This is a genomic window from Micromonospora sp. NPDC049240, assembly GCF_040647835.1.
Classification (GTDB): Bacteria; Actinomycetota; Actinomycetes; order Mycobacteriales; family Micromonosporaceae; genus Micromonospora.
In genome coordinates this window covers 37536-60739 of record NZ_JBEZCX010000009.1, presented here as the reverse complement: position 1 = coordinate 60739, position 23204 = coordinate 37536, and the positions used below count along the sequence as shown (strand labels likewise).

The window sequence follows — 23204 nt, the reverse complement described above, 5'->3', positions numbered from 1 at the left end:
GGGGCGGGCGCCGCGCGGGCGGGTGAAGCCCCACGGGTGCGGGTGCCGGCGGTGCCGTGCTGGTTCCGTGCCGCCGGTGTGGCGGGCCGCGTCGTCCCTGGACATCCTCAACCCCCGCTCTGGCGCGTCCGCGCCCTCGCCAGGCTCAACGAGCCCGGTGCCGGGGAGTCGCTCTCGGCGACAGTCGGGTCAGCGACCCCGGCGGGGCAGCGGGAGGTGACCGGGGAACAGCTCCGGGGTGAGCGTGACGCCGGCTGCCCGCAACGCCGCGATCAGCGCGTTCTGCACCAGGTAGGAGTCGGGGAGCTGCCAGCGGGCCTGCTCCGGGGCGACCGCCCAGCGCACCGCGCCCTCGGGCAGTCGGGTGGGCGGGGCCGGGATCCACGAGCCGGGGCCGTGCCGCACCACGTGGAAGCAGTGCTCCAGCTCCGGTCGCAGCGGGTCGCCGGGGCGGACCAGGAACATCCAGCGGCCGGTCGGGGTGACCAGCACCGGCCCGCGTACGCCGAAGCCGGCCGGGTGGGCGGCGACCGTCTCCAGCACCTGCCGGCCCAGGTGGGCGGCGACCTCCAGCACGTCGAACGCGCGCCCGGTGGGCAGCAGCACCCCGTGCGGGCGGCTGCGCCACCAGGTGGCCACCCGGGCCGGGTCGGCGCTGGCCGCGTGGTCCCACTCCTCCAGCGCGGGGTGGCAGCCCACCGTGGGGCAGCCGGCCCGGCCGCAGACGAAGCGACTGTTGGCGAGGCAGGCGCCGGGCGTGACCGGCCAGCCGTGCAGCGCGTACCGGATCGCGACCCGTCGCAGCCGCACCCGCTCCAGCGGCGACAGGTGAGCGACGCGCGGTCGGACGTTCCCCCACATGTGTGCCATCCCCTCTCGCCCCACCGAATCGTCCACCGCCACACGTCGAGGACCGTCACTGCCGTAACCCGGGATCGTTGACCTGACGAATGGCCGGTGCAACTTGCACAAAAACTATGAGAACTGGCCGGACGGCTGACGTACAACCTGTGCGACCAGGGCAAATCTGGTGAACGTGCGGAGGCCGGCCGGCGCCGACAGGGGGAGGGAGTGGGGATGGACGAACTACCCATAGGCCGGCGGGTGGCGTACTGGCGGAGTCGTCGCAAGATGTCCCAGCAGGTCTTCGCCGACCGGCTCGGCAAGTCCAAGAGCTGGGTGGACAAGGTGGAGCGCGGGGTCCGCCGGTTGGACAAGTTCTCCGTGCTCTACGAGATCGCCGACATCCTCCAGATCGACGTGCAACTGCTGCACGGCAAGGACCCGGAGCGCCGCAGCGACGCGCTCAACTGCATCGACCAGGTCGAGGTGGAGGAGATCCGCTCCGCCCTGGAGCGCTACGACTCGATGAGCGCCTACTTCGACGCGGCGCCGTACCCGCCACCGCTCGCCGACATGCGCAAGGCGGTCAACCACGCCTGGCTCACCTACCAGTACGGCCGCTACGGCATGCTCACCCGGGCGCTGCCCAAGCTGCTGCGCGACGCCCAGGCGGCGGACGCCGTCTACGGCGGCGACGACCAGGGCCGGGAGGCCGCCCACCTGCTCGGGCAGGTCTACCAGATCGCCTCCTCGGTGCTGCGCAAGCTGGGCGAGTGCAACCTGGCCTGGCTGGCCGCCGACCGGTCGATGGCGGTGGCCCAGCGGGCCGACGACCCGCTGCTCGCCGGCATCGCCACCACCCGGGTCTGCAACGCGCTCGTCGCGATGGGCCGCCCCCGCCCCGCGCTCGAACTCAACGTGCGGATCGCCGACCGGCTCGCCCCCGGCAACGACACCGACGCCCGGCCCGAGCGCCTCTCGGTCTACGGCTCGCTGCTGCTCCAGGGCGCCATGGCCGCCGCCCGGATCGGCGACTCGGCGACCGTGGACGACCTGATCAGCGGCGCCGCCGAGGCGGCCGTCCTGCTCGGCGGCGACCACAACCACTACTGGACGTCGTTCGGCCCGACCAACCTGGAGCTGCACCGCGCCGCCGCGGCGGTCGAGCTGGGGGACGGCGGCCGGGCGGTGGAGACCCACCAGCGGCTGCCCACCGCGGCGTTCAACGCGCTCCTGCCGGAGCGGCGCGCGCACCACCTGCTCGACCTGGCCCGGGGGTACGCCCAGATCGGCGACGTCGCCAACGCCGGCGACATGCTGTTGCAGGGCGACCGGCTCGCGCCCTCCGAGATCCGGTGCCGGCCCATCGCCCACGAACTGATGTCGGACGTGCTCCGTCGCACACGTGGTGCGCCGCCGCCGCCGATTGCGGAGTTGGCTGAGCACATGGGAGTCGGAGTATGAGCGCGGGCCGGGCCCGATGAGCGGTCCGCACACCAGCGACGGGCACCCTCGGGTGCTCTACGTCATCGCCTGCGGTTCGCCGCTGGCCCGTCACGTCGGCCGGCTGGTCGACCTCGCCCGATCCGACGGCTGGACGGTCTGCGTGGTCACCACGCCGGACGGCGCGAAGTTCGTCGACCGGGCGGCGTTGGCCCGGCAGACCGGCCACCCGGTCCGTACGCACTACAAGAACCCGGGTGACCAGGACGTGCTGCCCGCGGCGGACGCCATGCTGGTCTGCCCGGCGACGGTCAACACGGTCAACAAGTGGGCGGCCGGCATCACCGACACGCTCGCGCTCGGCCTGCTGATCGAGGCGCAGGGGCTCGGTGTGCCGATCGCGGCGGTCCCGTTCACCAACGTGGCGATGGCCGGGCACCCGGCGTTCCGGGCCAGCCTGAACCGGCTCGCCGAGTGGGGTGTCCGGGTGGTCTTCGGCGACCACGTCGTACGCCTGCACCCGCCCGGGACCGGCGAGCAGCACCTGGACGCGTTCCCCTGGGAGGCCGGCCTGGCCGCCCTGCGCGGCGCGGCCCGGCCGTTGGCCGCCTGAGGTGTAAGCACGGGCCCCTTGTCAACGCATTCGGTGGTGCAGGGGGCCCCGCTTAACGCCGTGGGCGTGGAAACCGCCGGACGGCCGGTAAGCTGGCCGGCCGTGAGCACAACCGGATCGCCGCCCACGGTCGCCGACGTGGTGGCCGCCCTGGACCGCCGCTACCCGCCCGCCTGGGCGGAGGAGTGGGACCGGGTCGGCCTGGTGGTGGGCGAGCCCGACCAGCCGGTCCGCCGGGTCGCCTGCGTGGTCGACGTGGTCCCGGAGACGGTGGACGAGGCGCTCGCCGCCGGCGCCGACATGATCGTCGCGCACCATCCGCTGCTGCTGCGCGGCGTCTCGTCGGTGGCCGCCACCACGTTCAAGGGCCGGATCGTGCACCGGCTGATCAAGGCCGACGTCGCCCTGTACGTGGCGCACACCAACGCCGACGTGGCCGACCCCGGCGTGTCCGACGCGCTCGCCGCCCGGTTCGGGCTGACCGGGCTGCGTCCGCTGCACCGGCCCCGCCCCGGCTCACCGGCCGACGCGCCCGGTCGGGGCATCGGCCGCATCGGCGAGCTGCCCACGCCGGTCACGCTGGCCGAGCTGACCCGGCTGGCCGCCGACGTGCTCCCGGTCACCGCCTGGGGCGTTCGCGCCGCCGGGGATCCCGGGCGTATGGTTCGTACCCTCGCCGTCAGCGGCGGCTCGGGGGACGGCTTCCTGGCCGAGGCGACGGCGGCCGGGGTGGACGCGTTCCTCACCGCGGACCTGCGCCACCATCCGGCCGGCGAGCACCTCGCCGCCGGGGGCCCGGCCCTGCTGGACGCCGCCCACTGGGCGACCGAACGGCCCTGGCTGGACGACCTGGCCGCCCACCTGGCCGACGACCTCGGCGTCGAGACCGTGGTGTCCGACCTGGACACCGACCCCTGGACCGTGCACGCCGCCGCGCCCCGACCGGACGACAAGGAGCCCCGACCGTGAAGGCTGACCCGAAGGTGCAGCGTCGCCTGCTCGACCTCCAGGCGATCGACACCACGCTCGCCCAGTTGGCGCACCGCCGCCGGAGCCTGCCGGAACGGGCCGAGCTGGAGGCGCTCGCGCGCGAGCTGTCGGCGCTGGAGGACGAGCGGGTCCGTGCCCAGGTTGCCGTCGACGACCTGGACCGGGACATCGCCCGGTTGGAGAAGGACGTCGACCAGGTGCGGGCGCGCAAGAGCAAGGACGAGGCCCGGCTGGCCTCGGGCAGCGGCCCGGCCCGGGAGCTGGAGGCGCTCCAGCACGAGCTGGTCTCGCTGAACCGCCGGCAGAGCGACCTGGAGGACGCCGAGCTGGAGCTGATGGAGCAGCGGGAGACCGCGCAGGGCGTGCTCGACGGCATCGAGAGCCGTATCGCCGAGGCCCGGGAGCGGCGGGCCGCGACCGAGCAGCGCCGCGACGACGCGCTCGCCGAGATCGCCAAGGAGGAGGAGTTCAAGCGCACCTCCCGCCAGCCGCTCGCCGGTGACCTGCCGGCGGACCTGGTCACGCTCTACGACAAGATCCGCGAGGACACCGGAATGGGCGCCGCGCTGCTCACCGGTGGTCGCTGTGGCGGCTGCCGGCTGGAGCTCTCCGGCGCCGACCTGGCCCGCATCCGCAAGTCGGACCCGGACGACGTGGTCCGCTGCGAGGAGTGCCGCCGGATCATGGTCCGGACCAACGAGTCGGGGCTGTAGCCGCCGTGGCGGTACGCGCGGTCGTGATCGAGGCCGACGGCGGCTCCCGGGGCAACCCGGGCCCGGCCGGCTACGGCGCGGTGGTCCGGGACCCGGAGACCGGTGAGGTGCTGGCCGAACGCTCGGCGGGGATCGGCACGGCGACGAACAACGTGGCCGAGTACCGGGGCCTGATCGCCGGGCTGGAGGCCGCCGCCGAGCTGGGCGCGGCCGAGGTCGAGGCGCGGATGGACTCCAAGCTGGTGGTCGAGCAGATGTGCGGCCGCTGGCAGATCAAGCACCCCGGGCTGCGCCCGCTGGCCGCCCAGGCCGCCGGGCTGGTCGGCCGGTTCACCGCCGTCCGGTTCACCTGGATCCCCCGGGAGCGCAACAAGCACGCCGACGCGCTGGCCAACGCCGCCATGGACGCCGCCGCCGGCCGCGCCCCGACGGCGGCGGCGCCGCGTGCCGCGCAGCCGCCGCGCGAGGTCGCCGGCCCCGACTCGGCGGCCCGGGCCGCCGCCCGCGAGGTGGCCGCCCGCGCCGCCACCGCGAAGGCCACCGGCACCGACCCGGCCACCACGCCGGCCTCCTGGGAACCGCGCCCGACCGAGGAGGGCACCCGGTTGATCCTGGTGCGGCACGGGGAGACCGACCGCACCGTGCAGAAGCAGTACTCCGGTCGCGGCGACGTGCCGCTGACCGCGCGGGGCCGGGCCCAGGCCCGGGCCACCGCCGCCCGGGTGGCCGCGCTGGCGCCGTCCGTCGCGGCCGTGGTCAGCTCACCGCTGTCCCGGTGTACGGCCACCGCCAGGGCGGTCGCCGCGCTGGTCGGCAACCCGCCGGTACGCACCGACGACGACCTGATCGAGTGCGACTTCGGGGTCTGGGAGGGGCGTACGTTCGCCGAGGTGCGGGACGGCTGGGCGGGCGAGTTGGACGCCTGGCTCGCCTCCACCCGGGTCGCGCCGCCGGAGGGGGAGTCGTTCGCCGAGGTCGCCGAGCGTACCGGCCGGGCGGTGGACCGGCTGCGGTCGGCGTACCCGGGGGAGACCGTGGTGGTGGTCTCGCACGTCTCGCCGATCAAGCTGGTGCTGCGCGACGCGCTGGCCGCCGGCGACGCGTTCCTGCACCGGCTCTACCTGGACACCGCGGGCGTCTCGGTGCTCGACCTGTACCCGGACGGCGGCGTCGCGGTCCGCTCGGTCAACGACACCGCCCACCTCGGCGACCTCTGACCGGGAGTCGGCCGTTCGGCGCAGCCGGGCGGCCGTTCGGCGCATCGACGTCCGCCTGTCGAATGTGACCGCGCTCACGGGGTCGTAGCCTCCGGCCGTCACCTGGCCCGCTACGACTTCCCGGAGGTTGTCAATGGCCACACCGGAACCGGAGGCGCTGGACACGGCGCGTTCCCGGGCGAAGGACAAGAGCCCCTGGAACTGGCTGCTCTTCATCCCGATCGTGGTGCCGCTGATCCCGGCCTTCTTCAACGCCGACTCGCCCCGGCTGTTCGGGTTCCCGCGCTTCTACTGGCTGCAACTGGCCTGGATCCTGCTGGGCGTCGGCACCACCACGCTGGTCTACCAGATGACCAAGAAGAAGCGGGGTGACCACTGATGTGGCGTGACCACCTCACCGAGATCATCGTCTTCTCCGTGCTGTTCCTGCTGGTCAGCGCCATGGGCTTCGTGGCCGCCCGGTGGCACCGGCCCCAGGACATGGCCCACCTCGACGAGTGGGGGCTGGGCGGGCGCAGCTTCGGCGGCTGGATCACCTGGTTCCTGGTCGGCGGTGACCTCTACACCGCGTACACGTTCGTGGCGGTGCCGGCGCTGATCTTCGGGGCCGGCGCGGCCGGGTTCTTCGCCGTGCCGTACACGATCGTCATCTACCCGATGGTGTTCCTGGTGCTGTGCCGGCTCTGGTCGGTCTCGCACCGGCACGGCTTCGTCACCCCGGCCGACTTCGTCCGCAACCGGTTCGGCTCGCCGATCCTGGCGCTGCTGGTCGCCATCACCGGCATCGTCGCCACCATGCCGTACATCGCGTTGCAGCTCGTCGGCATCGAGGCGGTGCTCAAGACCATGGGTGTCACCGGGGACAGCGCGGTGGCCCGGCACCTGCCGATCATCATCGCGTTCGCGATCCTGGCCGCCTACACCTACCAGTCCGGGCTGCGCGCGCCGGCGCTCATCGCGTTCGTGAAGGACTCGCTGATCTACGTCGTGATCCTGGTGGCGGTGGTCTACCTGCCGTACAAGCTGGGCGGCTGGGGCAGCATCTTCGACGCCGCCGACGCGAAGTTCCAGGCGACGGCCAACAACCCGAACGACGGCATCCTGCTCAACGCCAACAACCAACTCCAGTACGTGACGCTGGCGTTCGGCTCGGCGCTGGCGCTGTTCCTCTACCCGCACAGCATCACCGGCGTACTGGCCAGCCGGAACCGGGACGTGATCAAGCGGAACATGTCCGCGCTGCCGGCGTACAGCCTGCTGCTCGGGTTGATCGCGCTGCTCGGCTACATGGCCATCGCGGCTAACGTGAAGCCGCTGCCCGGCGCGAAGGAGGGCAGCGTCGACGGCAACACGGTGGTGCCGCTGCTGTTCGACCAGCAGTTCCCGGACTGGTTCGCCGGCGTCGCGTACGCGGCCATCGGCATCGGCGCGCTGGTGCCGGCGGCGATCATGTCGATCGCGGCGGCGAACCTGTTCACCCGCAACATCTACAAGGAGTACCTGAAGCGGGACGCGACGCCGGCGCAGGAAGCCAACGTCTCGAAGATCACCTCGCTGGTGGTGAAGGTCGGCGCGGTGGCCTGCATCGTCTTCCTCGACCCGCAGTTCTCCATCGACCTCCAGCTCATCGGCGGCGTGATCATCCTCCAGACGCTCCCGGCGGTGGCGCTGGGCCTCTACACCCGCTGGTTCCACCGGGGCGCGCTGATCGCCGGCTGGGTGGCCGGCATGGGCCTGGGCATGTGGATGCTCTACCAGATCGGCAACCCGGCGACCGGGAAGAAGCACTTCGCCGGCTCGGCGTTCCCGCTCTCCGAGTTCGGCTTCGACACCAAGAAGACGATCTACGTGGGGATCGTGGCGGTGCTGGTGAACCTGGTGGTGGCCGCGCTGGGCACGCTGGTGCTGCGGGCCGCGAAGGTGGCCGACGGCCCGGACGGCACCACGCCGGACGACTACTTCGCCGACGAGGACACGCCCCGCGTCTCCGCCGACCGCGCCGACCCCGCACCCGAACCCGTCGCGTGAAAGGAGGGGCCCCCTGTTAACGCATTCTGCATAACAGGGGGCCCCTCCTAACCAGCCACCGTCAGCGGCGACGGTTGCGCGCGTCCAGCGCCTCGTTGAGGCGGTGCAGCAGTTCCGCGAGCGTGTCCCGGTCGTCGTCGGACCAGGCCGACAGCATCTCGCCGTAGAGCCGGGTCCGCGCGGCCCGCACGGCCGCCATCCGCTGGAGCCCGGCCGGCGTCGCGGTGATCACCGTGCCGCGACCGTCGGCCGGGTCGGGGGTACGCGCGATCAGGCCGTCGCGCTGGAGCGCGGAGACCTGCCGGGTGACCGTGGAGCCGTCCAGGTTCAGCCGGGCGGCGAGCGCCGAGACGTTCTGCGGGCCGGCGTCGTCGAGGTGCCGCAGGATCACGTACGCCGCGCGGTCGAGCAGCCGGTGCTCCATGGTGCCGGTGCCGCGCCGGGTGGCCTCGCCCAGCCGCATCAGCAGGGCGACCTCGGTCTCGATGCGGCCGAGTGTGACTTCCTTCGCGTGGTCGTCGTCGCTCATAGCTGTATGATACAAGGAAATTACCTGTACGATACAGCTATCTGGGAGGTTGCGGAGTGGATCGGCGATCCGAACCCAACCGCAGTGCCATCTACGCCACCACGCTCGTGGCGTTCCTCGCCATCGCCGGCATCGCGGTGGTGGACCCCATCCTGCCCGCCATCGGCGAAGCCATCGGCGTCACCGCCTGGCAGGTCGAACTGCTCTTCACCGCGTACATCGCGGTGATGGCCGTCGGCATGATCCCGGCCACGCTGGCCAGCGGGCGCTTCGGCTTCAAACCGGTGCTCATCACCGGCGTCTCGGTGGTCGGCCTGGCCGCCATCGGAGCCTCGTTCAGCAACGACATCGTCCAGCTCTCGGTGCTGCGCGGCGTCTGGGGGCTGGGCAACGCGATGTTCTTCGCCACCGCCATGGTGGTGCTGGTCAACCTCGCCAACGACCGGGAATGGGTGGTCGGCCTCTTCGAGACCGCGCTCGGCCTCGGCTTCGCCGTCGGCCCGCTCATCGGCGGCCTGCTCGGCGAGGTGAGCTGGCGGCTGCCGTTCTTCGTCTGCGGCATCTTCATGGTGCTCGCGCTCGGCGTCGCCGCCCGCAAGCTCCGCGAACCCACGAACAAACAGCCTCCGGTACGCGTCGGCCAGATCTTCGCCACCTACCGCCGGCCGGCGTTCGTCACGCTCTGCGTGGTCACCGCCGCGTACAACTTCGTGTTCTTCGTGGTGCTCGGCTACACACCGCTGTTCCTGCGCCTCGACGTCATCCCGCTGGGCCTCGCGTTCACCGGCTGGGGCCTCGGCCTGGCCGCCGGCATCCTGCTGATCGGCCACCGGCTCGCCCACCGCATCGGCGCGGTGCAGACCGTCGGCGTGGCCATCCTCGGCCTGCTGGTCTGCATGGTGCTGTTCGCCACCTCCACCGGCACCGCCATGTCGCTCGTCGTGCTGGTCGTCGCCGGCCTGTTCATGGGCCTGGCCAACGCCAACCTGACCGACCTGGCGCTCGGCCTCGGTTCCGCCGACCGGCGCGTCGCCACCGGCGCGTTCAACCTGGTCCGCTGGGGCGCCGCCGCGCCCGCGCCGATCATCTCCGGCAAGCTCGCCGAACACGGCCTGGCACTGCCGTTCTGGGTCGGCTTCGGGGTGCTCGCCGTCGGCGTGCTGGTCTACCTCGCGTTCGGTCACCTGATGGCCGCCGGCTACGGCGAACGGGTGATCTGGAACCGGGCCGCCCGCGCCGCCGAACACGCCCCGGAGGAGCCGGTCGGGGAGGCGTACTGACCGATCGTCAGGTCAGCGCGCGCCACAGCAGGTAGAGGCCGATCGTGGTGCCGAACAGCACGATGACCGTCTTCAACACCACCGCCGGGAGCCGGCGGGCCAGCCGGGCGCCCGCGTACCCCCCGACGACGGTGGCCGGCGCGACCACCGCGACGGCCACCCACTGCACCGGGCCGAACAACGCGAAGACCACCAGCGTGGTCAGCCCCACCACGGCCGAGAGCAGGTTCTTCACCGCTGTCACCCGGGCCAGCGTCGCGTCCAGCACCAGGGCCAGCCCGGCCACCAGCATCACCCCGAGCGCCGCACCGAAGTAGCCGCCGTACACCGTGCCGACCAGGACCATGGTCTGCACGGTGACGGTACGGCGGCGCGGGCTCAACCGCGACGGATGGCCCACCAGCCGGCGCAGCGGATCCTGGAACGCGAGGATCGCGGTCGCGCCGAGCACCAGGAACGGCACCACCACCTCGAACGCGCGCGCCGGCGTGGCCAGCAGCAGCACGCAGCCCAACGCCGTGCCGACCGCCGCGGTGGGCAGCAGCGCCCACAACGCCCGACCGCGCGGCAGATCCGCCCGGCTGCCCACCACGCTCGCCGCGTACCCCGGGAAGACCGCCACCGAGTTCGACACGTTGGCCGCCACCGGCGGCAGCCCGGTCGCGATCAGCGCCGGGAACGTGATCAGCGAGCCGCCGCCGGCGACCGCGTTCACCGTGCCCGCGGCCAGACCGGCGACCAGCAGCAGCGCGACGTCGGAGAGGTCCATGATCCCCGAGGCTAGTACGCCCCGGTCCGGCTGTCCGGGTACGAGTCGGGGGGACCACTGTGCGGCCCGGGTTCCGGTATAACCAGGCGTGACGGGGGCCCGGGGGAGGCATCGATGCGGGACAGACTGGATGACGCGCTGCGCGCCGGCCAACTCGACGGCCTGCACGCCGTCGTGGCGGTTCGCGGCGACGAGACCGTGTTGGAACACTACGGCGTCGGCGAGGACTTCACCTGGGGGCGTTCGCTGGGCGTCGTGGAGTTCGGGCCCGGGACCCTGCACGACATCCGCGCGGTCACCAAGAGCGTGACCGCGCTGCTGTACGGCATCGCGCTGGGCGACGGGCTGGTCCCGGCGCCGGGGGAGCCGCTGCTGCCGCACCTTCCGCGCTATCCCGACCTGGCGGCCGATCCCGCGCGTGCCCGGCTCACCGTCGAGCACGCGCTGACCATGTCGCTGGGGCTGGAATGGCGCGAGGACCTTCCGTACGACAGCCCGGCCAACGCCGAGATCGCGATGGAGCTGGCCCCGGACCGGTACCGCTACATCCTGGAGCGGCCTGTCGTCGAGCCGCCCGGCACCCGGTGGGCCTACTGCGGCGGCGCCACCGCCCTGCTCGGCCGACTGATCGCCGACGGCACCGGGCAGCCCCTGCCGGAGTACGCGCAGGCGACACTGTTCGGCCCGCTGGGCATCAACCGCCACGAGTGGCTTGTCGGCCCGGACGGAGTGGCCTCCGCCGCGTCCGGGCTGCGGCTCACGCCCCGCGACCTGGCCCGGCTGGGCGAGCTGGTGCTGCGCGAGGGAGTGTGGCACGGCCGCCCGCTCGTCCCGGCCGACTGGCTCCGCACGATGCTCCAGCCGCGCCTGGAGACCGAATGGGGCGCGCGGTACGGCTACCACTGGTACCTCGACTCCGTCGCGGGCCACGAGCTGGTGGCGGCGATGGGCAACGGCGGTCAGCGCCTCTACGTCCTGCCTGACCTGGACCTCAGCGTGGCCGTTACCGCCGGCAACTACGACGACCCCGAGCAGTGGCGGACCCCGCTCGCGTTGCTGGAGCAGGTCATCCTCGCCGAGGGCGGGTGACGCGCCGGGAGGCGTCGGGGCGGAAATGGGCGCGGCGGGCGCGTCGTTAGGATGGGGGCGCGACGGACGAGTCGACCGGGCGGTCGCGTCGGCGGGCCTTGGCCCGTCGCCGAGGAACGTCCGGACTCCACAGGGCAGGGTGGTTGCTAACGGCAACCCGGGGTGACCCGCGGGACAGTGCCACAGAAAACAGACCGCCGGCCCGTCAAGGGACGGTAAGGGTGAAACGGTGGGGTAAGAGCCCACCAGCACCCCGGGTGACCGGGGTGGCTCGGTAAACCCCACCCGGAGCAAGGCCAAGAAAGGGCCGTCACCGCAAGATGACGACCCGCGCAGACGCTTGAGGGCTGCCCGCCCGATGTCTGCGGGTAGGCCGCTGGAGCCTGCCGGCGACGGCAGGCCTAGATGGATGGCCGCCGCCGGTGCGCCTACGGGCGTGCCGGGCACAGAATCCGGCGTACAGGTCGGCTCGTCCGTCGCCCACCAGCTCAGAGACCTGATCAAGGCTCTGAGCTGGTTCTATGTTCAGGCGTCGATGGTCGTTCATGGTCAACATTGGGCGGCGTTTGACGCCCTGACGACGCCCTGACGCCCTGGAGACGCCCTGAGCGGTGGCTCAGTTGACCTCATCTCGGGCCAGGCTCGCTGTGCCGCTGTCGGCCGTCTGAGGGGTCGGCGCTTGATGGTTCCGGAGCGGGGCCGGCGGCTGTGGGGGAGGGCCGGGCACGTCCTGGCGGTGGAGCTGGTGCCGCGACCCGGTGACCCAGTGGCAAGCCAGTCCCGGGGTTGGACTGGCGCGGCAGCCGGAAGCCCCGACGCACGACCAGGCCGACCCGCTGGCTTCCGTAGCGGCCTCGGTGACCCCATTCATGGATGCGGTGGGATGAGTGCGTGCCGGAGCTGCTGGAGCACCTGGGAGAGATGGGTCTCGTCGGGCTGGTCAAGATTGACGGGGAGTGGGAGCGCAAGCCCTGGACCGTGGTGATCTCAGGGCAGCGGCTCGACGGTGCGGCGATCAGGGTCGACGGGCAGAGCCTCGACTACTGCCTGAAGCATGCGGTCGCCGCGCTTCACAAGCGCTTCCCGGACGAGCCCGCGCTGAGCTGAGGTCCCTACCGTGGGGCGGTGTCCCGGCGGCTGTCGGTGGCTCACCGCCCCGGCGCCGTAGGCGGCCGGGGCGGCTTGCCGCCGGCCGGGCTTGCCGCCCCGCACCGCGCGGAGCGCGGTGCCTTGATTAGCAAAAGATCTATTCGGCAGTCGGATTACTGACTGCGGCACTGGCTTCAAGCAGGGTGCACCTAGGCTCAGTACGGGCATATCCAAACGAATCGCATAAAGGCGACTATGCTGCTCACGAATGGCGAGCTTGGTGTTGTGGGAGGCAATGTAGAGTCTCACGTCATGGCAACGGGGGACGCTGCAGGCCCTGCTGAGTACTTAGACCTGGCCTGGTCGCACGTCGGTGCCTGTTCCGGGGATCTCGATTTGCCTGATCCCATCGCGTTTGCTGACATGAGGCATGCGTGGCAGATGCAGCGAGAGGTTTTAATCAAGCGCATCCTCGCCGGTGACACCCAGCCAGCAGACCTTGAGGTCATAGACCTGCCCAAGAATGAGCTTCTAGTTCGCCCCCTCGCGCGCGTCAGCCTTGAAAGCCGTTTGATGTATGAGGCTGCGGTGCTGTCGATGATCGAGAAGATCGACGGTGAAACTCCGAAAGCGGTGTTCAGTCACAGGTGGCTAGCTTGGCAGAAGAGACTTTACGCACCGGTAGGCCGCTGGATAAAGATGTTCGATGAAGCTGTAGCATTTCATCGAGCGAACCCCCATTTGCATATGATTCGCGCTGACATATCGGCATTCTACGAGAATGTGGATCCATCTATACTTTTGCGCGAGCTGGCAGCGTTAGATCCGCCGAAGTGGGCCTACGAGACGATAGAAATATTCTTGAAGGCCTTCAACGCGTTCAACAATGTGTGGGGGCTTCCGCAAGGATTCGACGTCACGGGGGTTTTGGCAAACTACTACCTTCTTCCGGTGGATCAACTACTTGAGCGCGAGGGTCTAACGCACTTCCGGTACTCAGACGACATGTTCATTTTCGGCGAGGACTGGTTGTCTCTCCGCGCTGTACTTCTTGAAATTACTAGGACTCTCCGTAGTCGTCGACTAGTGCTTGCGGGCTCCAAAACGGAGATTGTCCCGAGCGACGGTGTACTCGACTTGCTCTCAGATGCAAGAAAGAATGCCATAAATTATGGCATCGCCACAGGGGACTCAAGGACCCCTCATGAACTTCGAAGGTTCTTTGACGACGCCGTAGCCGGCAGCCCTGTTGATAAGCGAGATTTTACTTTCAGCCTGACAAAGCTAGGTGATATTAAAGATGATTACGCCGTAGCCTGGGTCCTAGAGAATATCGGATCTGTTCCTCATGCCAGTCGTGAAGCGCTTAACTATCTTGGCATATTCCATAAAAGTTCAACATATGGTGGTCAGGTAGCTGACTTTATTTCAAATAGTAAGCTTGCATGTTACCCTTTTGCGCAGCAGAACGTGTTTTTGTACTTGATTAGGAATCGGGTTTTCGAAGAGTCGGCGGCAAAGGCGGCATGGCAGATTCTGGTAGACAGAAATGCGGCTGGGTTCGTGAGGGAGTTCGCGGCTCGTTATCTCGGATTGCATGGTGGGCAGTACAGGACTTTACTGCGAGACCAGTTTAAAGAGGAGCGAGACTCCAAGATTCGCCGCGCCCTCCTCGTGGCGTGTTATGAATCCGGTAATTATGAGCAAGATGCCCTTGCTGTTGTCTCGAAGTCTTCCGCAGCGCTTCGCCTAACTGCGGAATACCTCAGGAGTGGCCCGAAGAAGATCCCAGTTCCTATGGCAGGCAGGTTTCCCTATGACCGTCTCCGACTCACATGACCGACTTGCGAAAGAGTATGCACGTCTTTACGAGGACTGCAACTATTCTTCTCTAACATACTTCAACGCTGCTAAGTCAGCAGAATTTTCGGCTAAAGCAATTGTCTTTTGGCCTGCTGTTATCAGTGCTTTGGCGTCATTGTTGGTGGCGCTCAACCAGCCTCGTGAGTGGAGTGCCGTGAGCGCGCTAGCGAGTGCAGTGGTAGCAACTGCGACATTCTTAGGTGCCGGTAAGAGGGCAGACTCACTAAAGGAATCTGCTAAGAAGTTAACGGTGCTGCGCCACAAGGTTCGCTTGGAAATGGCGCTCTCGCCCGATCGTGATAGTGAGATGCTTGAGAGGGTGGTCCGTGGGCTCCGTGAAGAGTATGGAGCGATAGTTGCTACGAATGAGACCGTATCCGACCGCTTTTTTAAGCTCGCTCAGAAGCAAATGGATAAGAAAGTTCTAGAGTATGAAGAGTGATGCTAGGGTCCTGCTAGCGAATTTTTGCGCTACTGCCTCAAGGGTAAGCGGTGCTGGCCTATCTTAATTCCTTGCTTGCGATTCCCGCGATTATTGGATTTATGGCGCTTGCGTATGCCTGCGTTACGCTCATTTACAAAACGGCTGAGTATTTCGTCCTTCGAAACATGGCAAAAGAGGTTTACGACCTCCATGCTCATCACCCTGACTACGTCAGATCTGTGATAACTCTGCCGGGAGCCTCAGTATTTGTCGCCATTTTAGCGGGCGTTGGGATCAATCTAGCGACTGGTGACGGTGGAGATGGTAGGACATTCGCTGCCGGACTGACTCTCATGGTTGTTAGTCTGCCTATAGCATGGTGGCTTGGCTTCGTAATGATTACGACCTCGGACGGTCAGGTTGGCCGAGCCCGCAGGGCGCTGATTCGCCTAGCTCGCATCTCGACCGCCTTGGAGGATCCCTTAAGGTCGGATGAAAGATTAGTGCTGCTTATACCCGAAGTTCGCCGACTTCGAGCGACGGGGAAGCGACTGCATAGCTATCGGAGTAACGTAAAATTCAGGCCGTGGCTACGTGGAAGGTTGAGTGATACAAGTAATCGTGCAATCACCATCACGCTTTATGTAATGCCGGCATTCTCGTTGCTTTTCGTAAGTCTAAATGTTCTCGACAGAGAGACTCCGAAGAATTCATTCTTTGTCTACTCTTTGATGGCTTTCCTCGTTGCGGGGGGATGCAGCGGGCTGCTCAGTCCTATACTGGGCTGGCTGAACTATCAGTTAAGATGTAGGCACTTTGGAAGTCGCCTCGAAATGGAAGCCAACCAGGTTCTGCGCCGGCTGGACAGCATTCAGGCGAAACTGCGAAGAAATTCAATGAAAGCGGTACCCGTGAAGTCGGCGCCCGAACATGGGATGAGCCAAATTCGGCGTTTTATTCGACGACTTCGATGCCTGCGAGGCTTTTGAGTAGATAACAGCTTTTGAGGCTGTCGGAGTCAGAATTGAGCCCATAGTTGTCAGCGCCAGCACCTTTCGCCGCCGGTGCCTCAAGGGCTCGTCTGGCTCGTGCCCTCGCCGATGCGCGCATCCTGGGCTGACCAATCTGGTAAAACCACCATATCGGCCTAGCGGGGTTCCGTCTAACGGTTTAACGGTCGATATTGCTGTTGCTTACTCTGGGAGTGTCCGCTGTACGGCACGCCGTGGAGGCTCTCCTTGATTGGGGCATTCAGTAGCCGTATGCCGGCTTTAAGTACGAACAATTCTCTGCGAGCTTCGGCCTCGCCTTTTTGATTAAGCTGATAGCCATCCAGCCATGTCCAGCCGTCGTAGGTCTGTAGGTCTGTGCGGATCTTTATTAGGCGGAAGACGATCGGTTGTACGAATTGTGGACTGGCTGTCCGGGTTAGGTGCAGCACGTCACCGGCTTTCACGTCGGCTCTTCCTGTCCCGCCAGGCACGTAGGGTTGCGCCAGCTGCTGCTAAACGGGGGCATCCGTCGTCAGCGCACTTCGAGCAGACGGATCGGTGGTGGAAGTCGACGACGTAGCCCGCCATCAGGATGGGGAAGGGGGGTTCTGGCTGTTGTTCAGGGAGCAGCACGGTTCACCTCTGGTTGAGGCGCTTGAGGACGACTGACGGACGAAGCGCGCCGGCTTTGGTCATTAACGGCTTCTCTGGGCCGGGAGCGGCTACTTTGCCGACCCACTTCTCTGCCTGCGGGGTGCGTGTGGAGGAGACCGGCTCGCCGGCTACGTAGTCAACCGGATGATCAGGGCGCTGGAACCACTTGAACCTAGTCATGCGTAAAGAGTAGACGACTAGAGCAGGCGTGAACTAGGTCTGCATCAAGTTGATACATGCCTAGGCGACGCTTGCCTAGCGTCAGTGTCATGGGCAAGAAGCTGCGGTTGGTGGGCTCGGGCGAGATCCGAACCATGCTCGGCGGCGTCTCCCGGCAGCGCGTCTACCAGATCACCAACCGGCGCGACTTCCCTGAGCCTGTGGCCACGCTCCAGATGGGCAACGTCTGGCTTGCTGAGGATGTTGAGGCTTGGATCGCTGCCAGGCGCGGGGACCTGGACTAGCTCGTAGCCGTCCCTCGCGTTGGTACTCCAATCCGAGGCAACGAGAAACGCCCCGGTGATGATCCCCGGGGCGCTCGTGTGCGGAGGGTGCTACAGCTCGTCGACGGCGAACGCCGATACCAGCTCGGCCATGCTGTCGATGACGGCGTCTGCGGCGGCGAACCGCTCGCGCTTGCCGGGCTTGTTGGCGTACCCGATGGCGGGGACCCCGGCGGCGTGGGCGGCCTCGATGTCGGTCTCGGAGTCCCCGGCGAGGACGCATTCCGCCGGCTCGGCGCCCAACTCGCGGACGGCTTCCCGCACCGGGAACGGGTCCGGCTTCATGCGCTCCGGTGCCGCATACGGCCGGCCGATGACCGGGTGTACGTAGCCGCTCAGCCGGCGGGCGCTCAGGAAGGCGTGAACGGACTCGGCCGAGTTGTTTGAGACGACGGCGACGCGGCGGCCGGTCTGCTGGGCGGCGACGATGACCTCTCGGCCGTACGGCGTGGGCGTGGCGGTGCGGGCCGCGGTGACTTCCTCGCGGGTCATGGCCTGGTCGATCAGGCGGACGACGGCCGGGCGCCCGAGCGTTCCGGTGAAACGCAGCACGGCGAGCGGGTCCCGTTCGGCCAGGATCTCGGGCGGCAGGGTCACGTAGTCCCACCGGGCGTTCGGTGTTGGCGCGGACGAAGGTGCCGCTGCCCTGACGGGTCACGATCAGGCGCTCGTCTTGCAGCTTCCGCAGGGCGGCTTTGATGGTCTCGCGGGCGACGCTGAACCGTTCGACGAGGTCGTGTTGCGACGGCAGCTTCTCACCGGGAGCGAACTTCCCGGTCTTGATCTCTGCGCGGAGAGTGGCCGCGATCTGCTCTGCGGGGGGTTCAGTTGTCTAATGCTGCTGTGAATCGTTGCAGCGACGTGGGCGGCTGGGTGGCCCGAGAAATGGAAGTGATCACCTCCCGTCTCGGAGTAAGGCTTAGGACCCCGGTTGTGCCGCTACCGCCGTGCTGGGCTGGCATTCTGCCGCGAGCGAACCCGCTTGTCTTGTTGCGGGGCGCTGTAGAGGATCGCGGGATGGATCTCCATACTGCGGAACGGCAGCTCCAAGCCGCGCAGCGCGCCGGCGATGTCGAGTCCCTCGACGGGCTTCTGCATTCCCGTGTCGTGGGCGCAGGACCAGATGGCACGGTCTTTACGAAGGAAGATGACCTAAAGAGCTACCGCTCGGGGGCCCTGCGCATCACTAACCTGGTGGAGGAGTCGCTCGATGTCCAGGAAGACGGCGAGACGGGGGTGACCCGCATGGTCGCTGCGGTGGATGCCGTTCAGGGCGGTGCCGTTGTGTCCGCGCGGTTGCGCTACACCCGGCTGTGGGTGCGTGAGGACGGCAACTGGCGGGTGCTGGCCGCCACCTTCGTCCCGGTCTAGTGAGCGCTTCACCTGTGGTGAGGTCGTCTGCTGGGGCGGTGAGCAGAGTGATCGCTTCGCGGACGTAGCGCCAGGCGGTCGCGGTGTCGACGGCGAACCCGTCTGCCAGCCGAGTGACCGGGTCACCGTCGAGTAGATGCGCTACGGCCCATCGCGAAGTGTGGCGTCGGGCGGTGGGCTGGCTGCTGCCTCTTCCGGATCTTGCGCCGATCACCGACCGATGCCAGGCTTCGAAGATGACCTTGCTCAGGCTGATCGAGACGACTCCAGGACAGTATTCGCTGCTGCTGGACGCGGGGACCACGCCGGTTGACGCCCTGGTCGAGGAACTCGGTCACGAGCCCAACGGGTACTTCTGGGAAGGCGTCGCGGAAGTTCTCGTCAGCACCGAGGCCCCGACGCTCGAAGGCCGGTTCGCCTACGACCCGGAAGGTGGCATGTTCTGCGCCTACGGCACTGATCGGGGCGCGCTGCAAGAGCTGGAAGCTCTGATGGACGCGGTCGCGACCAACGGCGAACGCATGCGGCGCCTGGTCGCTGACGCCGAAGCGCGCGGGTTTGAGTTCGACGACTGACAGCCGAGGGTGGCCGGTTCTGGCCCGCGCTGCATAGCCCGGGACGAACCGCTCTCGATCAGTCTGCCGTGGGAGGACCCGTTCAGCGAGGAGCGGGTGACCGTGCCGCTGATGTTCATCACCACCCGACGGGTGTGATCAAGCGGGCCACTTAGGCGGGTTCGGCAGCGCTCGATGGGACGCGGACGTCCCGCGCTGCTCAGCGGAGCGTTCGCGTGGGTCATCGGATCGCCTGGCCGAGGCGGGGTGCGATGAATCGCCGGAGCGGCAGGGCGATGAGCAGTGCGACCGCGACCAAGAGGGCGCTGACCCACACCGGGCCGAGGTCACCCGCATCGGCCCTGAGGGTCGCCGCGGCAACGATGGGCCCGCCAGCAGCACCGATGTTGAGCGCCGCGGTTGCATACGATCCTCCCATGGTGGGGGCGCCTGCTGTCTCGTGAAGCACCCGGGCGATGAGGGTGCTGCCCAACGCGAACGAGAGCGCGCCCTGCGCGAACACGAGGAGCAGAAGCGCTGCGGGTTGGGCAGCCAGGACCGCCAGTGCGACCCAGCCGAGCATCAGCATCGGGCCACCGACTGCGATCACGATGCCGGGATGCTTGTCGGAGAGCCGTCCCGCGAGGTTGACGCCGACGAAGGACCCGACCCCGAAGAGCACCAGTACGATCGAAACCCACAGGTCGCCTAGGCCGGCGGTGTCCGTCACGATCGGTGCCAGGAAGGTGAACGTGGCGAAGGTGGCAGCGTTGACCAGGGCACCGAGCAGCATCACCAGGAGCAGCCTGGGCATCGCGAGCTGGGCCAGCTCGTTCCGGAGGGACGAGCCGGCCGGAGTGCCCTGAGGGGTCTCTCCGGCACAGGCCGGGATGCTTTTCACGACGCCCAGGGCGGCGGGAAGGCAGAGCAGTGCGATCGCCCAGAAGGTTGAACGCCAGCTGAGTAACGTGCCGAGCAGCGCACCGCCAGGGACTCCAGCGATGATGGCCACCGTCATACCCGAAAGCAGCACCGCCAGTGCCCGCCCTCTCTGATCAGGTGCGACGAGCGTGGCGGCCGTGCTCAGTGCCACAGCCAGGAAGCCCGCGTTGGCCAGGGCGGCGAGCACGCGGGTGATGAGCAGAACCGTGAAACTCGTCGTGAGTGCGCCCAGGACGTGGGCCCCGGCGAAGACCAGCACGAAGCTCAACAGACTGGCCTGGGCCGGCCATCGGCGCGCAAGCGCCGCCATCAGCGGCGCGCCGACGATCATCCCAGTGGCGAACGCCGAGGTCAGGAGACCGGCGGTTCCGACCGACACGTTGAGGCTTACGGCAATGGCCGGCACAAGGCCGGCGAGCATGAATTCCGAGGTGCCCATGGCGAAGACCGCCACGGCAAGCAGGTGGAGCGGGAGAGGCATCAAGAACTCCGAGGTGAGCGAGAAGGAGAAGGAGACGTCTCGTCACCGCGGCCAGCGCCCCAAGGCGTGCGCGCGATTGTCCGGTGCAGCGAAGACTGCGGGGAAGCGGACTATGAACTCAGCGGTTCAGGGGGCTGACGGCGTGACCGAAAGCCCCCACCTTGGATGCCTCAGGGCTCGACATGGCGCAAACACTACTCACCCCCACCGGTCTGCATGCAAACGGATTCCGGGCTCCCCGAACCTGTGGCCACGCTCCGGATGGGCAACGTCTGACTCGCCGAGGACGTCGAGGCGTGGATCGCCGCCAAGCGCGGGAACCTGGATCAGCTGGTAGCGGTGGCTGGTTGTCGGTTGCGGCGCGCCTCGGCGACTACCGGAACTCGTGTGGCTACCGGAACTCGTGCACGACCTCGATCGGACCCACGATGTGCGCGTTGAACTCGGCAAGCTCCTCGGCGGGCACCCACAGCTCCAGGATGGTCTGCCCGCCGGCCTGCCGCACCGGGTAGCGCTTCAGGAACTCCGACTCCACCTGGAAGCGGGTCACGTAGCCGACGCCGGATGCCGGCACGTTCCAGTCCCGGGCGATCCTGACCGCGTACTCCTCGTTCAGGACCGGGTAGAAGATCGGCTGGTCCGGCAGACGCGGTGGCCACGCCCGCCATCCGGACTGGCGGACGAGATCCAGCTCTGCCGGCCCGGTCGGGCGCCAGAGCACCGTCGTGCCGTCGTCGCTGCTCACGTCCAGCTTCCTGTTCGCCTCATGATGGGCTCGGACAGTACCGGTGCACGCCTCGCCGGAACCACCGCATTCGGTTCCCGACAGCCGGCCCAGACCAGGCCGGCTGGCCCTCCGGGAAGGGGAATGCGCCGGCCACACCGGGCGTGCACGGAGGTCGTAGATTGGCATCGGCAGCATCAGGATCGATGCCGAAGGGGGACTCGGGTGCGGTTGAGTCTTTCGGTCGAGCCGGCCACGACGGCGGAGGCGGAGCTTCGCTCGATCCATGCCTGGCTGCTCGCCGATCCGCAGGCGCGGCGGTGTGCCGATGTGCAATGGGAAGCGGCAGCGCACCCGCCGGTTGGCGGGATGGGTTCGGGGCTCGACGTCGTCTCGCTCATCGTCGGCTCCGGCTTCAGCGTCGCCTCACTGGCGCTGTCCATCGTGCAGTGGCGCGCCACCCGCGGGGCGGGCACCCGGTCGGTGACCGTGGAGCATCCCGACGGCAGGCGTGTGACGATCACCGACGTGGCGCCGGACCAGGCCGAGCGGCTGCTCCGCGGCCTTCTTGACGCACCGTCGGACGAGCGCGGCCGTTCGTGACCGGGCTGCCCGATCCGGACCGGTCCCGAGTGGTGCTGGTGGGTGCCAGCCGCTTCGCGCAGTTGGCCGACCTGCCGGCCGTCTCCGCGAATGTGGCGGCGCTGCGGGACAAGTTCACGTCCGAGGACGTGTGGGCCCTGCCCCCGACCCACTGCACCGTCGTGTCCGACCCGCGGGAGCCCCGCCTGGTCTCGCAGGCGCTCAAGCGGGCCGCCCGGGAGGCGACCGACACGCTGGTCTTCTACTACGCCGGCCACGGATTGATCGACCCGGGCACCGGTGAGCTGTACCTCGCTCTGTACGACAGCCACGCGCACGAGGTCTACGACTCGGCGGTGCCCTACCAGTGGATCAGACGCCCGTTCGAGGCGAGCCGGGCGGCGCGACGCATCGTGGTCCTGGACTGCTGCTACAGCGGGCGGGTCCTCGGTGCGATGTCCGAAGGGCTCGGCCTCGCCGAGATCGACGGGACCTATCTGCTCGCGGCGGCCGCGGAGAACGCGCTCGCCCTGGCCCCGCCCGGCGAGCTCCACACGGCCTTCACCGGAGAACTCGTCGGCATCCTGCATCGGGGTATCCCGGGGGCGGACAGGTCGCTCACCCTGAACGAGATCTACGAAGGAATGCGCTCGTCGCTGCGCGCGGCCGAGCGACCGGAGCCGCAGTGTCGGGACCGCAATTCCCTGGGCACGGCGCCGTTCGTGCCGAATCCGGCCTACCAGCCACGTGCGGATCCGGTCCGGCACTCGCCGGAGTCGGTCATGAGGCGGTTCACCGCGGATCTGTCCCATGAGATGCGTACGCCGCTGACCGCACTCAGCGCCGTGGCCGACCTGCTGGACGAGGAGATCGACCGACTCGAACCACGGATCGCGCGGCCGGTGCGGCTGCTCGTCACCGAGACGCGACGGCTGAACGATCTGGTCGACACCCTGCTGGAGTTGTCGCGGATCGACGCGGGCGTCGCAGCACCCGCCGCGGAAGAGGTGGATGTCGTCGAGCAGGTGGCCGCATGTCTCGATGTCCACGAATGGAGGTCGTCCGTCACGCTGGACGCGCCGCGCACCCTCCGCGCACGCCTCGACCCGAGGCGTCTGGACGTCATCCTCGGCAACCTGATCGGCAACGCGCTCGGGCACGGAGCGACCCCCGTGACGGTGGGCGTCCTGCCACGCCCGACGGACTTCCTCGTCGAGGTGCGGGACAGCGGCGGCGGCGTCCCCGAGGAGGCGCTGTCCTACGTCTTCAATCGCTTCTTCAAGGCGGACAGTCGCCGTCCCCGCTCCCACGGCAGCGGGCTGGGGCTGTCGATCGCCCGGGAAAATGCGCGACTGATGGGCGGTGACATCGAGGCCGCCAATCAGGCGGAGGGGGGAGCGGTCTTCAGCCTCCGCCTGCCATACCGCGCATAGGCGCCGGAGGAGCCAGCAGCCATCAGCTGCCCACCCGGGGACGGGCGCGGCCGTCCGCCGCGCCCGTCCACGTCGCAC

The 23204-nt window shown here is 68.3% G+C and carries 23 protein-coding genes, 1 other RNA gene and 2 pseudogenes; 18 read left to right on the top strand and 8 right to left on the bottom strand.

The window, feature by feature from the left end:
- Nucleotides 1-189: 189 nt before the first annotated feature.
- Nucleotides 190-861: a bifunctional DNA primase/polymerase gene (locus tag AB0B02_RS15415; protein ID WP_107155866.1), complete on the bottom strand. Its 672-nt coding sequence runs from the start codon at nucleotides 859-861 to the stop codon at nucleotides 190-192.
- Nucleotides 862-1077: 216 nt separating this feature from the next.
- Here AB0B02_RS15415 and AB0B02_RS15410 point away from each other — a divergent pair, with 216 nt between their 5' ends.
- From AB0B02_RS15410 to mctP, 7 genes are all read left to right on the top strand, one after another.
- Nucleotides 1078-2307, top strand: coding sequence for a helix-turn-helix domain-containing protein (locus AB0B02_RS15410; RefSeq protein WP_281936917.1), 1230 nt, complete (start codon nucleotides 1078-1080; stop codon nucleotides 2305-2307).
- Nucleotides 2308-2323: 16 nt separating this feature from the next.
- Nucleotides 2324-2899 (top strand): flavoprotein, encoded by a 576-nt coding sequence (locus AB0B02_RS15405; protein WP_281936915.1) that lies wholly within the window; start codon nucleotides 2324-2326, stop codon nucleotides 2897-2899.
- 138 nt (nucleotides 2900-3037) lie between these two features.
- Complete coding sequence (locus AB0B02_RS15400) at nucleotides 3038-3868, top strand: Nif3-like dinuclear metal center hexameric protein (protein WP_281938519.1); 831 nt, start codon at nucleotides 3038-3040, stop codon at nucleotides 3866-3868.
- The gene (locus AB0B02_RS15395) at nucleotides 3865-4602 is read left to right on the top strand and encodes a C4-type zinc ribbon domain-containing protein (protein WP_281936913.1); all 738 of its coding nucleotides are present in this window, start codon (nucleotides 3865-3867) and stop codon (nucleotides 4600-4602) included. The genes AB0B02_RS15400 and AB0B02_RS15395 overlap by 4 nt, the downstream gene beginning before the upstream one ends.
- Nucleotides 4603-4607: 5 nt before the next feature.
- A complete protein-coding gene (locus tag AB0B02_RS15390) occupies nucleotides 4608-5819 on the top strand; it encodes a bifunctional RNase H/acid phosphatase (protein WP_281936912.1) in 1212 nt (403 codons plus the stop codon).
- Nucleotides 5820-5952: 133 nt separating this feature from the next.
- On the top strand, nucleotides 5953-6198 hold the full coding sequence (locus AB0B02_RS15385) for a DUF3311 domain-containing protein (protein ID WP_281936910.1): 246 nt from the start codon (nucleotides 5953-5955) through the stop codon (nucleotides 6196-6198).
- Nucleotides 6198-7847, top strand: a complete 1650-nt coding sequence (gene mctP, locus AB0B02_RS15380; RefSeq protein ID WP_357300686.1) for a monocarboxylate uptake permease MctP — start codon at nucleotides 6198-6200, stop codon at nucleotides 7845-7847. The genes AB0B02_RS15385 and mctP overlap by 1 nt, the downstream gene beginning before the upstream one ends.
- 61 nt (nucleotides 7848-7908) lie before the next feature.
- Here the strand turns inward: mctP and AB0B02_RS15375 are convergent, their stop codons facing one another.
- Entirely contained in the window at nucleotides 7909-8376 is a 468-nt protein-coding gene (locus AB0B02_RS15375) for a MarR family transcriptional regulator (RefSeq protein WP_281936906.1), read from the bottom strand.
- 56 nt (nucleotides 8377-8432) lie between these two features.
- Between AB0B02_RS15375 and AB0B02_RS15370 the strand changes: the two genes are divergently transcribed.
- Complete coding sequence (locus AB0B02_RS15370; protein WP_357300683.1) at nucleotides 8433-9656, top strand: MFS transporter; 1224 nt, start codon at nucleotides 8433-8435, stop codon at nucleotides 9654-9656.
- 7 nt (nucleotides 9657-9663) lie between these two features.
- On the opposite strand, the gene AB0B02_RS15365 is transcribed toward AB0B02_RS15370, so the two are convergent.
- Nucleotides 9664-10425 (bottom strand): sulfite exporter TauE/SafE family protein, encoded by a 762-nt coding sequence (locus tag AB0B02_RS15365; protein WP_281936902.1) that lies wholly within the window; start codon nucleotides 10423-10425, stop codon nucleotides 9664-9666.
- A gap of 114 nt (nucleotides 10426-10539) precedes the next feature.
- Between AB0B02_RS15365 and AB0B02_RS15360 the strand changes: the two genes are divergently transcribed.
- The 6 genes from AB0B02_RS15360 to AB0B02_RS15335 all read left to right on the top strand — a co-directional run bounded on the left by AB0B02_RS15360 (nucleotide 10540) and on the right by AB0B02_RS15335 (nucleotide 17000).
- Nucleotides 10540-11514 carry a serine hydrolase gene (locus AB0B02_RS15360; protein ID WP_357300679.1) on the top strand — a complete coding sequence of 325 codons (975 nt, stop codon included), beginning with the start codon at nucleotides 10540-10542 and terminating at the stop codon, nucleotides 11512-11514.
- A gap of 67 nt (nucleotides 11515-11581) precedes the next feature.
- Nucleotides 11582-11990: RNase P RNA component class A (rnpB, locus tag AB0B02_RS15355), an RNA gene on the top strand.
- Nucleotides 11991-12405: 415 nt separating this feature from the next.
- Nucleotides 12406-12621, top strand: coding sequence for a hypothetical protein (locus tag AB0B02_RS15350; RefSeq protein ID WP_281936897.1), 216 nt, complete (start codon nucleotides 12406-12408; stop codon nucleotides 12619-12621).
- Between the two features lie 294 nt (nucleotides 12622-12915).
- Nucleotides 12916-14442 (top strand): RNA-directed DNA polymerase, encoded by a 1527-nt coding sequence (locus AB0B02_RS15345; protein ID WP_281936895.1) that lies wholly within the window; start codon nucleotides 12916-12918, stop codon nucleotides 14440-14442.
- Nucleotides 14420-14908 (top strand): SLATT domain-containing protein, encoded by a 489-nt coding sequence (locus AB0B02_RS15340; RefSeq protein WP_281936893.1) that lies wholly within the window; start codon nucleotides 14420-14422, stop codon nucleotides 14906-14908. The genes AB0B02_RS15345 and AB0B02_RS15340 overlap by 23 nt, the downstream gene beginning before the upstream one ends.
- Nucleotides 14909-16805: 1897 nt before the next feature.
- A complete protein-coding gene (locus tag AB0B02_RS15335; RefSeq protein WP_281575159.1) occupies nucleotides 16806-17000 on the top strand; it encodes an AlpA family phage regulatory protein in 195 nt (64 codons plus the stop codon).
- Nucleotides 17001-17090: 90 nt separating this feature from the next.
- On the opposite strand, the gene AB0B02_RS15330 is transcribed toward AB0B02_RS15335, so the two are convergent.
- Nucleotides 17091-17636 carry an HAD-IA family hydrolase gene (locus AB0B02_RS15330; protein ID WP_357300675.1) on the bottom strand — a complete coding sequence of 182 codons (546 nt, stop codon included), beginning with the start codon at nucleotides 17634-17636 and terminating at the stop codon, nucleotides 17091-17093.
- Nucleotides 17635-17847, bottom strand: a pseudogene (locus AB0B02_RS15325) (GntR family transcriptional regulator); the annotation flags it as partial. The pseudogene AB0B02_RS15325 and the gene AB0B02_RS15330, both read right to left, overlap by 2 nt.
- A gap of 209 nt (nucleotides 17848-18056) precedes the next feature.
- Here AB0B02_RS15325 and AB0B02_RS15320 point away from each other — a divergent pair.
- Nucleotides 18057-18410: a nuclear transport factor 2 family protein gene (locus AB0B02_RS15320; protein WP_281936886.1), complete on the top strand. Its 354-nt coding sequence runs from the start codon at nucleotides 18057-18059 to the stop codon at nucleotides 18408-18410.
- A 16-nt stretch (nucleotides 18411-18426) separates the two neighbouring features.
- Here AB0B02_RS15320 and AB0B02_RS15315 read toward each other — a convergent pair.
- Nucleotides 18427-18555 (bottom strand): annotated as a pseudogene (locus AB0B02_RS15315) (IS5/IS1182 family transposase); the annotation flags it as partial.
- Between the two features lie 28 nt (nucleotides 18556-18583).
- Between AB0B02_RS15315 and AB0B02_RS15310 the strand changes: the two are divergent.
- Nucleotides 18584-18985 (top strand): immunity 51 family protein, encoded by a 402-nt coding sequence (locus tag AB0B02_RS15310; protein WP_357300673.1) that lies wholly within the window; start codon nucleotides 18584-18586, stop codon nucleotides 18983-18985.
- 220 nt (nucleotides 18986-19205) lie between these two features.
- Here the strand turns inward: AB0B02_RS15310 and AB0B02_RS15305 are convergent, their stop codons facing one another.
- Both AB0B02_RS15305 and AB0B02_RS15300 read right to left on the bottom strand, forming a co-directional pair.
- Entirely contained in the window at nucleotides 19206-20387 is a 1182-nt protein-coding gene (locus AB0B02_RS15305) for a Cmx/CmrA family chloramphenicol efflux MFS transporter (protein ID WP_357300671.1), read from the bottom strand.
- A gap of 391 nt (nucleotides 20388-20778) precedes the next feature.
- Nucleotides 20779-21132, bottom strand: a complete 354-nt coding sequence (locus AB0B02_RS15300; RefSeq protein ID WP_357300668.1) for a hypothetical protein — start codon at nucleotides 21130-21132, stop codon at nucleotides 20779-20781.
- 204 nt (nucleotides 21133-21336) lie between these two features.
- On the opposite strand from AB0B02_RS15300, the gene AB0B02_RS15295 reads away from it, so the two are divergent.
- Nucleotides 21337-21714 carry a hypothetical protein gene (locus AB0B02_RS15295; protein ID WP_357300666.1) on the top strand — a complete coding sequence of 126 codons (378 nt, stop codon included), beginning with the start codon at nucleotides 21337-21339 and terminating at the stop codon, nucleotides 21712-21714.
- A complete protein-coding gene (locus AB0B02_RS15290; RefSeq protein WP_357300664.1) occupies nucleotides 21711-23126 on the top strand; it encodes a HAMP domain-containing sensor histidine kinase in 1416 nt (471 codons plus the stop codon). Before AB0B02_RS15295 ends, AB0B02_RS15290 begins: the two co-directional genes overlap by 4 nt.
- The last annotated feature ends 78 nt before the right edge of the window (nucleotides 23127-23204 follow it).

What these genes read in the sequence shown, in the direction of transcription:
- AB0B02_RS15415 (WP_107155866.1), bottom strand. Translation starts at nt 861, where the DNA reads ATGTGGGGGAACGTCCGACCGCGCGTCGCTCACCTGTCGCCGCTGGAG.
- AB0B02_RS15410 (WP_281936917.1), top strand. Translation starts at nt 1,078, where the DNA reads ATGGACGAACTACCCATAGGCCGGCGGGTGGCGTACTGGCGGAGTCGT.
- AB0B02_RS15405 (WP_281936915.1), top strand. Translation starts at nt 2,324, where the DNA reads ATGAGCGGTCCGCACACCAGCGACGGGCACCCTCGGGTGCTCTACGTC.
- AB0B02_RS15385 (WP_281936910.1), top strand. Translation starts at nt 5,953, where the DNA reads ATGGCCACACCGGAACCGGAGGCGCTGGACACGGCGCGTTCCCGGGCG.
- mctP (WP_357300686.1), top strand. Translation starts at nt 6,198, where the DNA reads ATGTGGCGTGACCACCTCACCGAGATCATCGTCTTCTCCGTGCTGTTC.
- AB0B02_RS15375 (WP_281936906.1), bottom strand. Translation starts at nt 8,376, where the DNA reads ATGAGCGACGACGACCACGCGAAGGAAGTCACACTCGGCCGCATCGAG.
- AB0B02_RS15365 (WP_281936902.1), bottom strand. Translation starts at nt 10,425, where the DNA reads ATGGACCTCTCCGACGTCGCGCTGCTGCTGGTCGCCGGTCTGGCCGCG.
- AB0B02_RS15360 (WP_357300679.1), top strand. Translation starts at nt 10,540, where the DNA reads ATGCGGGACAGACTGGATGACGCGCTGCGCGCCGGCCAACTCGACGGC.
- AB0B02_RS15345 (WP_281936895.1), top strand. Translation starts at nt 12,916, where the DNA reads ATGGCAACGGGGGACGCTGCAGGCCCTGCTGAGTACTTAGACCTGGCC.
- AB0B02_RS15340 (WP_281936893.1), top strand. Translation starts at nt 14,420, where the DNA reads ATGACCGTCTCCGACTCACATGACCGACTTGCGAAAGAGTATGCACGT.
- AB0B02_RS15335 (WP_281575159.1), top strand. Translation starts at nt 16,806, where the DNA reads ATGGGCAAGAAGCTGCGGTTGGTGGGCTCGGGCGAGATCCGAACCATG.
- AB0B02_RS15320 (WP_281936886.1), top strand. Translation starts at nt 18,057, where the DNA reads ATGGATCTCCATACTGCGGAACGGCAGCTCCAAGCCGCGCAGCGCGCC.
- AB0B02_RS15305 (WP_357300671.1), bottom strand. Translation starts at nt 20,387, where the DNA reads ATGCCTCTCCCGCTCCACCTGCTTGCCGTGGCGGTCTTCGCCATGGGC.